The following is a 14,651-nucleotide window of genomic DNA, read 5'->3' on the forward strand; positions in this document are numbered from 1 at the left end:
AAGAGCTGCATACTGCCGGTCACGTATGCCTCTCCCAGGTGCCCGGCATCCTCGATCCTGACCGGCTCCGGACTGCCCTCGCGACCCCGACAGCACGTCGCCGCGAGTGAGAGATAGCCGTCCCGCTCGACGAAGAAGCCGCAGGCGTCGATGCTCAGGATGCTGCGCGCCGCCTCGGTGATGAGCGGGTAGACCTCGTCGAGCTCCTGGCAGGCGGCGAGTCGCTTGACGACGCCGTGGAGCTCCTCGAGCTTGCGTCCCGCCTCGACCGCGGCCAGCTCGGCGTGCTTCTGTTCGGTGATGTCGGAGATCATGACGAGGTCCTGGGTCGCGTTGCCCTCGTCGTCGGTCAGGACGGCCCCGTGGATCCTCCCGACGCGCTCGCTGCCGTTCTTCGTTACGAAGGTGACATCGTACGGCTGGATCGATCTCCCGGCCATCCTCTCGAGGAAGCGCTTCATGAGACGGCCCTTCGTCTCCTTCGGAACGAACGGGAGGAAGAGGATGTTCCTGCCGACGATCTCGTCTCTTGGATAACCGAGCCAGTCCTCGATCCGCCCGTTGACGTCTAGCACGTTGCCCTTCTTGTTCAGGAGGACGATCGCCTCGGGAGACAGCTCGAACATCGACCGGTACTTCGCCTCGCTCCGTCTGACGACCCTCTCCCGGCGCTTCTCCTCGGTCACGTCACGCGTGAACACCGCCAGGCGATCGACCGACCCGCTGCGGCCGAAGACGGGGAAGATCCGGGTACTGTACACGCGGTCTCCCTGTCTCTCCTCCTGCTCGACCTGCTCGCCCGTGTCGGCCACGCGCCGAAGGTCCTTGATCCGCTTCTCGGCCAGCTCTCTGCGGAAGAGCTCGCGCACGTGCGATCCGACCAGCGCGGACGGCTCCCGCTTTGTCATGTTCGCCGCCGGCATGTTGGCTGCGACGACGCGGAGATCCCCGTCGAGCAGCACGGCCCCTCCGGGGAAGTTGTCGATCAGGGTCTGCGCCGTCTCCCTGCTCTTCATGAGGGCCCGCTCGGCCGACGCGTGTTCGACGGCGCGCGACAGCTGCTCGGCGATGGCGTCGAGGAGGTAGCGCTCCTCTCTCTGGAACGGCTCGGCCCCGTCCGGTCTCTCCTTGTAGTGGACCTCGACGGCGCCGCTCTTCTCACCGTGGATCGTGAGGTCGGCCGACATGCGCCATTTCGAGGGTTCGAACCCCTTCGACGTGAACACGTCGTCATCCAGCTGGATCCTCGCGCAGGCGAACTCGGGATACGTCCACCCGGACGGAACGAGATCGACGACCGACCGCGCGATCTCCACTGGGTTGCGCTTGTGCGTATGGAGCTGCTCCATCACGGAGTAGAGGCACTGGAGCTCCTTGACGCGCTCGGCGAGGTCGCGGGAGCGTCTGTTGACGAGCTCCTCCATGGCCTTCCGCTGACTGATGTCACGGAAGACTCCGTATGTCCCTCTGTACCGCCCCTCCACGTCGTAGCTGGGCGACGCCGTGACGATGACCTCCCTGCGCTTCCCGTCGGGACGATGAAAGGTCAGTTCGTAGACGCTCCGCTCGCCCGAACGCCGCAGCTCGCTTTCGGAGGTCACGCGCGCCCAGTCCTCCTCGGACACGAAGTCGCGCAACGTCATCCCGACGAGCTCGTCCGCGGGGACTCCGAGGATCTCCGCCCCGGCGTCGTTGACGAACACGAACTCCTCATGCTCGTCAACGATGCCGACGCCCTCCCCCACGTTCTCGACGATCGCCCGGAAGGGCTCATCGGAGGAGAACCACTGGGCGCGCTCGTCACTGCTCACGCCTTCGTGCCGGCTGTTTCGCCGCGTGCTGTCGTCAGAGAATATGCGCGTCATCGTCACTCCCGGAGCAGGCTCCAAGGACGCAGGGCCGGCGACCGCGATCACCACCCTCATCACGGCCGTCTGCGGCACGCGGAGGACCGGTCCACAGGATCTCGATGCACCGGGGCCTCGGCCGCCGCCCCCAACCAAATGCAACGACCGTGCCGAAGACCGAGCCCCATTCACCGCACGAAACGCGGTTTGACGAAGCCGGTCGGAGTGGATAGAGTGGCGTGTCGAGGCGCGGTCGGGGTAGGTTCCGGCGAAGCTCCTCGCCCCGCGAAGGCGGCCACTTGGCCCTATCCATGGAGGCATCGTGCAGCGCGTACTGATGACGCTCACGCTCGCGTTCGTGCTCTTCGCGGCGGGCGCGGTCTCGGGCGGCGCCGGCGGTGCGTCGTCCCTCGTGGACGATGCGCTCGCGGCCATTGCGCTCGACGAGAGCGACCTTTCATTCCGCACGGACTACGCTGAACATCCCGACTCGTTCCGCCTGACCGTCGTCGACTCTCTGCTCACGCATCCGCTCGCCACCGAGCCGTTCGTCGTCGCCGCGGCGGACGCGGCGCTGGCCGCGATGACGCTCGAGGGCCTGGTGTCATCCTGCGCCCACGACCTCGACCTTCCGCTCGCGGAGTCCGGCTGTCCGCCCCCCGTACGCGACCAGATGGAGCCGAAGAGCCTCGGACCCTCGACGGTCGACGTCCTCCTTCCGGCACTGGCCGAGGTCGATGCCATGGTCCGTGGGGCGCTGTCGGCCCTGACGGATGAGGAGCGCGCCTTCCTGCGCGACCACGCTCCGGTCCTGCTCGAGGAGGAGGAGTTCGACCCCGACAAGCCGATCGACGTCCGTGAGGAAGAGGAGGCGCGCGACGAGGAGCTGGGCGACCGGCTGCTCGACATCGCCGGCAGGGTGGACTACGAGGAACTCGTCGACGCCGGCCGGCTCCTGGCCGCGGCGGCCGACGCCGCGGTTCCTCAGGCCGTCGACGCGGCGGAGCGTCCGAACACTCCACGCGCGCTCCCCGACGACGCGCCGGCGCACGGCGACGTCGTCCGCGTCATGGACACGGAGAGCGGGACCATCGTTATCGGCGGTCCCGGACCGACGACCTATGAGCGACCGTGCGCCGTCGTCATCGACCTCGGTGGCGACGACGTTTACGAACTCGATGGCGACGGCACACAGACGGCGCAGGTCATCATCGACGTCGCGGGGGACGACGTCTATGAAGGGGGCGACCACGCGCTGGGTGCCGGTTTCCTGGGCGTCTCGGTTCTGGTCGATCTCGCGGGCGACGACAGCTACACGGCGCGGAGCTTCTCGATCGGCTCGGGTCTTTTCGGGGTCGGTGTCCTGCACGACCTCGACGGGAACGACCGCTACGTCGGCGACACGTGCGTCCAGGGCGCGGGGGCGTTCGGCATCGGGATCCTCCGGGACGACGCCGGAAACGACGTCTACGAGTCCGCCCTCTTCTCGCAGGCGTTCGGGTTCGTAATGGGCTCCGGTCTTCTCCTCGACCGCGAAGGGAACGACCTGTACGTCGCCGGTCTCAAGTACACCGACGAGATCCGGTACTTCGACCACTACCTGAGCCTCTCGCAGGGATTCGGTTTCGGCTGGCGCCCGGACGCGTCCGGAGGGATCGGCATTATGGTCGACGGGGCCGGGAACGACGTCTACTCGTCGGATATCTTCGGTCAGGGGTCGAGCTACTGGTTCGCCGTCGGCGGGCTGGTCGACTACGCGGGCAACGATCAGTACGTGTCTTACCAGTACGCCCAGGGCGCGGCCACCCACATCACGGTCGCCGCCCTCGTCGACGTGGAGGGGGACGATAACTACGTCTCGAAGGGCGTCTCGCAGGGGTGCGGTCACGACCTCGCCGTGGGCATCCTTCACGACCTGGCCGGCGACGACAACTACACCTGCCACGACCTGTCGCAGGCGGCCGGCAACGCCAACGGCATCGGCGTCCTACTCGACGATAGCGGCGACGATGTCTACTCGGTGAGGAACCCGGACAACACGCACGGCTACGGCAACCGGAGACGCGAGTACGGGAGCGTCGGTCTCTTCATCGACGCCGGCGGCGACGACGTCTACTCCGGTCACGGAGCAGACGGAACATGGTGGACCCGGAGCTTCCACGGCGTCGGGGTCGACGCCCGGGGAGAGGAGGACGACCGATGAGACCAGCCATCATCCCGGTGTTCGCGTTCGTCCTCGCTCTGGCGCTCCCCGGTGTCGGCGCCGCCGGGGAAGCCGAGCCCGACACGCTGTCGCTCAGGTCGATGACGCCCGAGGAGCTCTTCATTCGGGCGTCCTCGGCCGAGCTTCAGTACCGGGGGTTGCTCGAGCCGGCACGCAGGCTGCTCGTCCGCCGGCAAGAGGAGTCCATACCCTATCTCGTGACGCAGCTCGACACGGACCAGCCCCGCGAGAGAATCGCGCTGGAGAACCTCTTCGTCCGGATCGGCGAGGACGCCGTTCCGGCCCTCATCGAGGCGCTCGAGGAGGAGGCGCTCCGCGACGACACGACCCGCGGCGCCCGACTCGCCGCCTACGTACTCGCCCGCATCGGTGACGAGGCGGCCGTCCGACCGCTCATCGACCAGAGCGGCCACGGCCAGTGGAAGATGCGCTCGTCGGTGGCCGACGCTCTCGGACATCTGGGCGGACCTCGGGCGGCGGACGCCCTTGTCGGGCTCCTTCAGGACGACGACGACTCGGTCCGGAAGGCCGCCGCGGCGGGGCTCGACCGCATCGCCCGCGACGGGCCGGATGTCGTGCGGCGCCACGCCGAGGACGCTCTCCTCGAGGCGCTCGACGACGAGTTCTACGGGGTCCGGTTCGCCGCGTCGGACGCGCTCGGGCGGCTCGGCGATGAGCTCGTGCCGCAACTCTCCCGGCTCGCGGCGGAGGGGGCCGGACGCACGCGTCTACTCGCCGTCCGATCCCTCGGACGCATCGGGGGACGGGATGCCCTTCGCGAGATCGCGCCGTATCTCGATGATGAGAGCTGGACGGTCAGGGCTCACGCGGCCGAGGCGGTCGGCGCATCGGGAGCGATGACGCGTGCCGCGCGGAGACGGCTCGAGGAGCTCGCGGCCGGAGACACCCATCCGCTGGTCGTCGCGAAGGCCGGAGCCGCTCTGGAGAAGAGTGAGGATTGACGGGCGGGGCGCGGGCTACCGCTCGCCGCGCATGAGGCGACGCACGAGCTCGATGTTCGCCAGGAGCCTCTCGTCGCCCGGGTCGTACCTGAGCCCGATCTCGAGCTCCCTCAGAGCCTCCCGGTACTGCCCGGTTCTGGCGAGGACGATCCCGAGGTTGTTCCTGGCCTCCGTGAAGCCGGGCGCGAGCGACACGGCCCTCGCGTAGGACTCGATCGCTGGAGCAGGACGATCGAGTTGCTCGTTGACGACTCCCAGCAGATTCCAGGCCTCCGCGAACGACGGATTGAGCCCGACGGCCGACTCGAGCTGACTCCTCGCCGCCTGGAGCCTCCCGGTCCCGAGGAGAACCGAGCCCAGGTTGACCCTCGCCTCCGGAAGCGCCGGATCCCTCGCGATCGCCTCCTCGAAGGCACGGATTGCCGCCTCGAGCTCGCCGCGCCGCCAGAGCAGAACGCCGAGATTGTTCGGTGCGGTCGCGAGCGTCGTGTCGGTCGCGGCCGCACTCCGGTAGGCTTGAGCGGCCTCCACCTCTCTCCCCATTTCCTCGAGCGCCAATCCCATATTGTTCATCGCCCCGGCATACCCCGGCGATAGCTCGAGGGAGCGACGGTAGGCCTCGACCGCCTCGGCGTACCGACCCCTCTCGGCGTGGGCGAGTCCGATGGTGTTGTGCGTCTGCGCTCTGTCGCCGACGTGCGTCCCGTAGAAGTCCACGTTGACGACGACGAACAGCGCCGCCAGAGCGAGGAGGGCGGGGACGACGCGGCGCAGGTCGCCTTCTCTGATGCGTTCGACGAGCCACGCGGCGCCCGCGACGGCCAGCACGATGAGCGCGGGGACGATCGGCAATCGGTACCGGGCGTTCACGAAGAAGAGGAGCACGCCGCCCATGTAGGACAGGACGAAGAGGCCGAGGAGCGCCGCCGTCCGGCGGCGGAAGAGCGCGGCCATGCCCAGGATCCCGAACGGGGCGACGAGGCCGAAGCTGAGCCACGAGAGCGATCGGAAAAGCGGGGAATGCGCTCCGAAATAGTAGATGTCCTTGTTGTTCGCGAGTTCGAACCTGTCCCAGAAGAGCACCAGCTTCTTGAGATACAGCCGGGCCGCCTGTCCCGGTCGCTCCCGCAGGAACTCGCGCCCCCGCGCGTACCACCAGGCCGAGGCCTCGCTTGGCTTGAGTTCACGTCCGACGTCCCGCTCCGCCAGCCGGACCGCGTCCTCGTACTCCCACGCCTCTCCCAGCTCCGGGAGGACGGCCGCGATGCCGTCCGAGCGGGGGTTGTTCCCGATGTAGAAGTTGACGCCGCCCTGTGATGCGATCAGAACGAGGTCGTCCTCGAGCACGTAGTTCCTGATCGTCACCGGGGAGACAACGGCGAGGACGACGCCCGCGAGGACCGCGAACCGGACGACGGCCGCGCGCCACGGAGGAGAGCAGACGAGCGGAGACGTCAGCGAGCCCTCGCAGTCCGGCGCCGTTCCGTCGCGAACCCGGCGTCTCTCACTCCACCATGTCCAGAGCAGAACGAACGGCGCGAACACGAGGATGTTCGGTCTCGCGATGGCAGAGAGTCCAAGGACGAGTCCGGCCACCGCCCACCGTCCCCAGGTCGGATGTTCATCCGCGCGGAGCAGGAGGAGGATGGCGAGCACATCGAGGAGAACGATGAGCGAGACGATCAGCAGCTCGTTGTCGAAGTAGAAGAAGAACGGGTAGAGCGCGGCCACGACGCCGGCGCCGAGCGCCCACGCATTCCGCCTCAGCCGTCGAGCGATGAAATAGACGACGACGGGCGTCAGGCTCCCGTACGTGATCTGTACGATGCGCGCGGCGTGCAGACTACCGTCGAAGAGCCTGAAGACGAGTCCGAGAAGATAGGGATAGAGCGGGGCCCGGAAGAAGACGGAGCTCCCGATCCAGTTTCCGGCCGCAAGCGTCCGAGCCCACTCCACATGATAGAGCTCATCGAGCATCGGCACGTCCGCGAGCGGGCTCGACCGGAGATGCAGCACGTAGATGAACCTCGCGACCCACGCGAGCAGGAAGACGGCCGCGGCCACGCCCGCCGGCCCCCTCATCCCGCGCTTCGCCGGGGCATCCCCGCACGGTCTCGCCACGCACCATCTCCCGAATCGAGCCAGAACTTGCCTTATTACAGGAGCTTAGCCGATTTCTAGGTCCAAGTCACTCCCCGGGTCTCTCGGCCCGTCGTGGGGGCCCCCCGGACACAACCCAAACTGAGTTGTTTGTCCACATTTCGATTGACACTCAAGCCGTTATGTCGTAGACTCAAAGCGTATTGCGGGAGACCCCGCGTCGGGTTTCCGTGGAAGGCATTGATTGACAGCCCGTGACGGTCGGTCCGGCCGGCGCGGCGGTCGCAGCATGGCGCGGCCGGTTGTTTTGACAACGTCCTGCGGTGGTGGGTGGCGGCTTTCGCTTGCATCCTGCTCGGCACCACGGGGAAAGGAGAGGGACGCTATGAAGAAGCTTGCGCTGGCGATTACCGTGCTGGCGGTCGCGCTCTTCGTCGTGGCGCCCGCAGGGGCGACGACGTACAACGTCGGGATGACGGGTCTCGGCAGCTTCATGAAGAGCCCGGTCGTCTACAACTTCAACTTCATGTTCGGGATGACGGGCACGTGGTCGTTCACCATCGACGACTCGCTCTGGCCCGACCCGTCGGATCCCGATGCGCGGTTCGACTACATCTGGAACACGTTCTTTGCGGGCAACTACGACGCGACGCCCGGCGCTCAGGCCTGGAGGGGCTATTTCGACGCTCAGACACTGCCCTCGACGCCTCAGTTCACGATGAACGTCTCGTCGCCGCTGGCGGGCAGCTTCGGCGGAGACATCACCTTCGTCGTCCAGGTGCGTGACGGCTACTCGGACGGGATCCTCTCCGACACCGAGAAGTTCAACGACCACAACATCAACGCGACGATCCTGTTGGACCCGACGCTCGGCACGGGCGACTTCGAGAACATGTGCGGACACGGTTCGATGTCGGGCGGCGATTTCAACTTCGTCTATCCGCCCGAGGACGACATGCTCACGATGTTCGGCCAGATCCAGATCGAGCCCTGCCCGAGCCCCGTCGAGGACTCGAGCTGGGGTACGATCAAGGCGCTCTACCGCTAGACCGTTCCGAACGGTTTCGAGATAGATGAGAGTGGAGAGGGGAAAGGTGTCCCGAGAGAGGGACTGGGCAAAGGAGAGAAGAGATGCGTGCACTGACGATTGCTGTGATGGTGGCGCTGCTCGCGTTCGCTTCGATTGCGAGCGGCTACACGTGGTACAACGGTGTCGGTAATGGTGACTTCATGGATGTTCCGCCGGTCTTCACGGGCGGCATGGATCCGGGCGGCGACATCACCGACGGCTCCTGGACGATCACGATCACCGACACAGGCTGGCCGACCGATCCGGTCGTCCGTGCCCAGTACATCTGGGACACGTTCTACGCCCCGAACTACACGCCGGGCAGCCCCGGTTTCTGGAAGGGCTACTTTGACACGGACCACGGCCTCGCGGCCATGAACCAGCTTCAGATCGTTGATGAGACGGGCGGCGGCGGCGTCATCGGCACGATGGGCGGCGTCTGCTCCGTCGAGATCCAGGTCGAGGACACGAACTCGAACCAGATCCTCGACGAGGGCGAGTTCGACAGCGGGAGCCTGACGGGCCTCGTCATCATCATCCGCGACGGCAGCGGTATCTACGACGGCCAGTGCGGCACGGGCAACTACTTCGGCAGCTACGTGAAGGACGGCACGTACGAGACGTGGAACTTCGGCATGTACCTCTTCCTCAGCGACTGCTCGTCGCCGGTCGAGACCACGTCGTGGGGCAGCATCAAGGCCCTGTATCAGTAGACGCTTCGTAGGTGTGGCGGCGCCGGGCGCGCAACCGTAGCGAGGACAGCGCGCCGCAATGCACCTGAGGAAGCGGCGAGCAAGCGGCTCCGGCGCACATGCCGAAAGAAGACAGCTGCGGACACATCGAATGCCCACATCGATTGGGTGCGGTGAAGGGGGCCGGGCCGGAATGCGGTTCGGCCTCCTCTCGCCGATGACCATCACGCTCCTCGTGTGCCTCGTTCTCACAGGCACGGCCGCAGGACCCGCAGAACAGCAGATCGGAACCGGCGGGCCTGAGCGAACGGAAGACAACGCGGTCGCCGTCTGTACGATAACCCTCGAAGCACCGGATATGATTGCGGACGCAACGCCCATCGCGGGTACGCGTCCGCGCTTCGTCTCTGGGTCTCCTGCCGACAGCGAGTTCGTACGCCTTGCCGCACTCCCCGACTGCCGGGAGGCCCGCATCACCTCGGTGACGTGGGTCTCGCCGGACGGGACGCGCCGTTCGCTCCCGCTTTCGGCGGCCCGGGTCAGGGATCTCGGCCGCATACGTGAGCAGACCATCGCCGTTATCGCACTCGAACGCTCCGCCGCCCCCGCCGGGGGCCGTGTGGAGATCACGGTCGAGCCCGTCGGGGCTCGCGGACCCGCTGCCCGCGACGCCGGGCCGTTCACTGAGGCGTGCCGCCGCATCGTCGCGGGCTACGACCCCGTCGCGACCGGGATGTGGCGTCCCCCGTCGCGCGGCGAGAGCCGTGACGCCGACGTGACCTACTGCTACTCGAGCGCGGACTGCGCAGCCGCGGGCATCGACTTCCTCTTCGTCGCCGCAAGCGACTTCGCTTACTCGCCCGCCATCTACGCTCTCGCCGTTCATCACGCATCGACACTCGGCCTGAACATCGGGATCGTGTCCACCGAGGTCCTCGATGAGCTCACGCCGGAGGCGCTCAAGGGCTTCCTCGAGGCGGTCTACGACGCCGGAGGGGCCGAACATTTCGGTGACGGTCGGCTCGGGTTCGTCCTCCTCCTCGGTGACGCGGTCGCCGACGACAACGAGTCCGTCATGATCCCCGCGTACTACGGTTACGGCGGCAACGAGGAGGCCTCCGACCACTACTACGCGTGCCTCAGTGGAGACGACGACTTCGAGGACGTCATGCTCGGCCGCCTCTCCGTCGGGAACCTGACGGAGGTCGTGCGTGTCGTCAACAAGGCCTGGAACTACATGCCGCTCCCGCAGGGCGCAGCGTGGCGGAACAGTGCCCTGATGATCGGCGGTCTCTTCTACTCGACGCGTGAGCAGTACGTCCAGCTCTTCAACGGCTACGAGTCGATCTTGCCTGACACGATGACGGTCGACAGGATCTACCGGCACGACTTTCCGAACGACGCGGCCTGCGCCTCCAACATCATCGACGAGCTCAACGACGGGCATCTCTTCACCACCTTCATCGGCGACGGCTGGATCCACGAATGGCATCGGGCGATGAAGTCGACGCATATCGCCCAGCTGGAGAACTCCGACCGTCTGCCAATCGTGTTGTCGATGGCCTGCATGACCGGCTGGTTCGACAACACCACCCAGGTAGGTCCGTCCGGGTCGTACGATTGCTTTGCGGAGCTTCTCGTCAACGCAGAGAACTCGGGCGCCATCGCCTGCCTCGCCGCCCCGAGGCCGACCGACGGCGGCGTCTACACGACCCTGACGGAGGACATCTTCCGCGCCGCCTTCGAGGAACACTGCGTCTACCTGGGCGAGCTCTTCGCTACGGCGAAGCTCCTGCATCTCGAGAGCGGCGGACAGGCGAAGTACGCTCGACACTTCAACCTCTTCGGAGACCCGGGGCTCGTCTTCGCCTGGAACGCGCTCCCCGGCTCCGGCACCGACCTCGTCATCAGGCCTCACGAACTTGTGGTCTCGCCCGAGTTCCCGTCCCATCAGGATGCTCTGAGCGTCTCTGTTACGGTGACGAACCAGTCCGCCGTCGACGCCGCTCCGGTCGTGCTCCGAGTACTGCTGGACGGCCCCTCCGGCCAGGTCTCGGAGGAGATCATCCTCCCCTTCGTGCGGGGCTGGTCCGAGGTGAACAGGGTGTTCACCTTCCCGGAGTCGCCGGTCGGCACCCATACCGTCACGGTCACAGTCGATCCCAGCGACGCCATCGATGAGCTCGACGAGTCGAACAACAGCGCCTCCCGCGAGGTGTTCATCTACCCGTCTCTCGCGGGCTTCCCGGTTGACCTGGGCACCGACCCGACCGCGCCGGCGATCGTCGCCACAACCGGCGCTTCACGATCGATCGTCCTGCAGGGCGCCGACGGACGCACGAGGTCGATCACGGCCGACGGCTCGATCGACTGGGAGTCCGATCCGGTGACGCCGCCGCTGCGACTCGGGCCGGAGCTGGCGACCGCGGCAGGCGACCTCGACGGCGACGGCGATGCAGAGACCGTCGTACTCAAGCGGATGGGTGCGGTGGCCTACGAGGCGGACGGCACGCCGATGTGGACGGCCGACACGGCCGAGCCGCTCGGGCGGCCGGTCATCGCCGACGCTGACGGTGACGGCGACGGCGACGTGATCCTGTCGGTCTGGAACCTGTTCGGCGGCGAGTCGATGGTCACGGCCATCGACGAGGGCGGGAGCACGGTCTGGTCCTGGACGGTCCCCGACGGACACATGATCTCGACCGCCCCGGTCGCGGGCGACCTCGACCTGGACGGCCGCATGGACATCGCCTGCGGTACCGAGGAGGGGTTCGTCCATCTGCTCTCGGGGTTGTCCGGTTCTCCCGTCGAGCTCTGGCCGGGCGGTGTCGACGTCGACGGTGAGATCCGCACGCTCGCGCTGGCCGACATCGACCGGAACGGCGTACTGGAGCTGCTCGTAGGCTGCGGGAGCCTCCTGGCTCTCGACGTCTCGGGCACGGAGCTCTGGTCGTGCCCGCTCGACGGCGACGTCGTGTCGCTGTCCGTCGGGAACTTCGACGGGGACAGCGCCAGAGAGGTCATTGCGGGAACGGTCTCCGGCAAGCTCTACCTGATCGACGCCGGTGCCCCTGTGTGGAGTGTGGACCTGGGATCACAGGTGCAGGAGTCCTGTGTCGTGGTCGACCTGGACGGCGACGGGGTCGACGAGATCGTGGCCGCGACCACCAGCGGCGATGTCATCGTGCTGGAGACCGACGGCACGGTGGTAGGTGAACCGATACCGGTCCCCGGAGGTGCGCACACTCCGTTCGCCGACGACCTCGATGGAGACGGTGTCGCCGAACTCTGCGTCGCAGGCGAGACGGGTCTCATCTTCGCGTTCGATCTGTGGCAGGATCCGGTCGCCGTCGAATGGGCGGGGCTTGCCGCGCGGAGTACACGTACCGGCGTCCTCGAACAGCCATTCTCCGGAGAGATCTCCGGACCGGTCGTCCTCTCGGGGGACTACTGGATAACGGACAACCTGACCGTGTCGGCCGAAGGCCGGCTGACACTCGCCGCCGGGACCGAGCTGACGTTCCTGAGCGGACCGACATCGCTCACGGTCCACGGCGAACTCGTTGCCGAAGGGACAGCGGAGCAGCCGGTCACCCTGCGCGGCTCCTCCCTGCGGGGAGACTGGGCCGGCCTGACGTTCTACGGCGGCTCGACAGTCACGCTGACGAACTGCCGGATCGACGATGCGACCTTCGGGATGCGCGGACAGCAGTCGACCGTCGCCCTGAACTCCGTCCAGATACAGAACGCGAGATTCGGGGCCGACCTGTCCCAGACGGCGTTCCAGGCGACGGACTGTGTGTTCACGGACGCCGACAGTTCGGGACTCCGTCTGACGAACGGCAGCACCGGTACCGTCAGGAACTCGACGGTCTCCGGCTGCACCAGGCGCGGGATCGAGTTGAGACGCCAGACCACGGTCCGCCTCGTCTCGACGCTCGTGACGGGGGTGGTCGAGGGGCACGGCATCGTCTGCACGAGGTCGTCGAACGCCGTCATCGACTCCTGTATGGTCACGGACAACGGAGGGCACGGCATTCTCGCCAGCGGTTCCGCCCCGGAGATAAGCTACTGCGAGATCTCCGGGAACGAGGACCACGGAGTCCGGTCCATAAAGGTCGGGGCCCCCCGCATCGCCCGCTCAACGATCACGGACAACGAGATGGGCGTCAGCGTGGAACAGGGCTCGACAGCGATCCTCGGCAGCAACATGTATCCCGAAACGGGCTACAACTCGATCTACGGCAACACGCGGGCGGCCGTGGCCAACTACAACGGGGTCGACTCCCCCGTGTTCGCACGATGGAACTGGTGGGGCTCGCCGACCCCGTACGGCCGCCTCTTCATCGGGCACGTCGCGTACAATCCCTGGCTCGACGCGCCGCCGGACGACCGGCCGTCCCTGGCTGGCGACGAGCTGCCGACGGCCTTCGTACTCCATCCCAACAGGCCCAACCCCTTCAACCCGGTCACGACGCTCCGCCTCGAGGTTCCCGCCGGCGGCGGAGACGTCGACGTGTCGGTCTACGACGTCGCAGGCAGGCGCGTCGCCACGCTCCACAGCGGCCCCCTCCCGGCAGGCGAGCACAGCCTGCGCTGGTCCGGCAGGGACAGGCACGGCAATGCCGTTGCAACCGGCGTCTACTTCGGTAGAATGGAGGCGCCGGGCTACACGCACACCGTCAGGATGCTCCTCCTGAAGTAGCCCATCGACAGCGACCCCCCCTTCGACCGTGGAGACGTCCATGGAGACGATCCGTCACATCGGCGTGTTGACAAGCGGCGGGGACGCGCCGGGCATGAACGCGGCGACCCGCGCCGTCGTTCGGACCGCGCTCTCGCACACGATCAGGGTGTCCGGCATCATGCGCGGCTACACGGGCCTCATCGAGGGCGACTTTCTCGATATGGACGCCCGGTCGGTGTCGAACGTCATCCAGTTCGGTGGGACGATCCTGAAGACCAGTCGCTCGGCCGACTTCTACGAAGTGGCGGGCCGCGCGAAGGCAGCCGAGCGTATGAGGGCTCACGGGATCGACGCTCTCATCGCCATCGGAGGCGACGGGACGTTCCAGGGGCTCCACAAGCTCGAGCAGGAACACGGCATCCCCGGGATCGGCGTACCGGGGACGATCGACAACGATGTCTACGGAACCGACTTCACGATCGGGTTCGACACAGCCGCCAACACGGCGCTCGAGTCGATCGACAAGATCCGCGACACGGCGGCCTCGCACGACCGCATGTTCTTCATCGAGGTGATGGGGAGAGCGTGCGGCGCGCTCGGCCTCTCGGTCGGCCTGGCCGGGGGAGCCGAGGCGATCCTGATACCGGAGATCCCGTACGATCTGGACAGGCTCTGCAGGACGCTCGAGCACGGACGCGAGCGCGGGAAGACGAGCTTCATCATCGTCGTCTCGGAAGGCGTGACCGAAGGCGGCGCACGGGAGGTCGCCGAGGGGGTCAAGTCACAGCTCGGCGTCGGCTACCGCGTCAACGTCCTGGGACACATCCAGCGGGGCGGGGCCCCGACCGCCTTCGACAGGCAGCTCGCGAGCCGCCTGGGTCGCGCGGCGGTCGAGACGCTCCTCGCGGGCGGCTCCTCCGCCATGACCGGTGTCTCGTGCGGCCGCGTCCAGCTCGTGCCGCTCCGCGAGACATGGGAGAAGAAGAGCGAGATCGACGAGGAGCTGCTGACGGTTGCGGAGGTCGTCGGCAGCTGACGAATCCCGGTTCCGTCAAAGAGAGAGGGGGCGG

8 protein-coding genes are annotated in these 14,651 nt (G+C 67.0%); 6 read left to right on the top strand and 2 right to left on the bottom strand.

The window, feature by feature from the left end:
* Positions 1–2,282: PAS domain S-box protein (locus GF405_02345; GenBank protein MBD3366999.1), on the bottom strand; the 2,282-nt coding region annotated here is incomplete at its 3' end.
* Here GF405_02345 and GF405_02350 point away from each other — a divergent pair.
* Together GF405_02350 and GF405_02355 are read left to right on the top strand one after the other, a co-directional pair.
* On the top strand, positions 2,170–4,050 hold the full coding sequence (locus tag GF405_02350) for a hypothetical protein (protein ID MBD3367000.1): 1,881 nt from the start codon (positions 2,170–2,172) through the stop codon (positions 4,048–4,050). The two genes, GF405_02345 and GF405_02350, sit on opposite strands and share 113 nt — an antisense overlap.
* Entirely contained in the window at positions 3,987–5,033 is a 1,047-nt protein-coding gene (locus GF405_02355) for a hypothetical protein (protein MBD3367001.1), read from the top strand. Before GF405_02350 ends, GF405_02355 begins: the two co-directional genes overlap by 64 nt.
* 15 nt (positions 5,034–5,048) lie before the next feature.
* Here the strand turns inward: GF405_02355 and GF405_02360 are convergent, their stop codons facing one another.
* Entirely contained in the window at positions 5,049–7,154 is a 2,106-nt protein-coding gene (locus GF405_02360) for a tetratricopeptide repeat protein (protein MBD3367002.1), read from the bottom strand.
* Between the two features lie 364 nt (positions 7,155–7,518).
* Between GF405_02360 and GF405_02365 the strand changes: the two genes are divergently transcribed.
* From GF405_02365 to pfkA, 4 genes are all read left to right on the top strand, one after another.
* Positions 7,519–8,181: a hypothetical protein gene (locus tag GF405_02365; GenBank protein ID MBD3367003.1), complete on the top strand. Its 663-nt coding sequence runs from the start codon at positions 7,519–7,521 to the stop codon at positions 8,179–8,181.
* 83 nt (positions 8,182–8,264) lie between these two features.
* Complete coding sequence (locus GF405_02370) at positions 8,265–8,915, top strand: hypothetical protein (protein MBD3367004.1); 651 nt, start codon at positions 8,265–8,267, stop codon at positions 8,913–8,915.
* 58 nt (positions 8,916–8,973) lie between these two features.
* On the top strand, positions 8,974–13,599 hold the full coding sequence (locus GF405_02375; GenBank protein MBD3367005.1) for a DUF1565 domain-containing protein: 4,626 nt from the start codon (positions 8,974–8,976) through the stop codon (positions 13,597–13,599).
* 40 nt (positions 13,600–13,639) lie between these two features.
* Positions 13,640–14,617: a 6-phosphofructokinase gene (gene pfkA / locus GF405_02380; protein ID MBD3367006.1), complete on the top strand. Its 978-nt coding sequence runs from the start codon at positions 13,640–13,642 to the stop codon at positions 14,615–14,617.
* The last annotated feature ends 34 nt before the right edge of the window (positions 14,618–14,651 follow it).

The organism is Candidatus Effluviviaceae Genus V sp. (assembly GCA_014728125.1).
GTDB lineage: Bacteria > Joyebacterota > Joyebacteria > Joyebacterales > Joyebacteraceae > WJMD01.

Coding starts and splice junctions, on each gene's coding strand:
- GF405_02375 (MBD3367005.1), top strand. CDS start 8,974: ATGCACCTGAGGAAGCGGCGAGCAAGCGGCTCCGGCGCACATGCCGAA.
- GF405_02370 (MBD3367004.1), top strand. CDS start 8,265: ATGCGTGCACTGACGATTGCTGTGATGGTGGCGCTGCTCGCGTTCGCT.
- GF405_02355 (MBD3367001.1), top strand. CDS start 3,987: ATGGTGGACCCGGAGCTTCCACGGCGTCGGGGTCGACGCCCGGGGAGA.
- GF405_02365 (MBD3367003.1), top strand. CDS start 7,519: ATGAAGAAGCTTGCGCTGGCGATTACCGTGCTGGCGGTCGCGCTCTTC.
- pfkA (MBD3367006.1), top strand. CDS start 13,640: ATGGAGACGATCCGTCACATCGGCGTGTTGACAAGCGGCGGGGACGCG.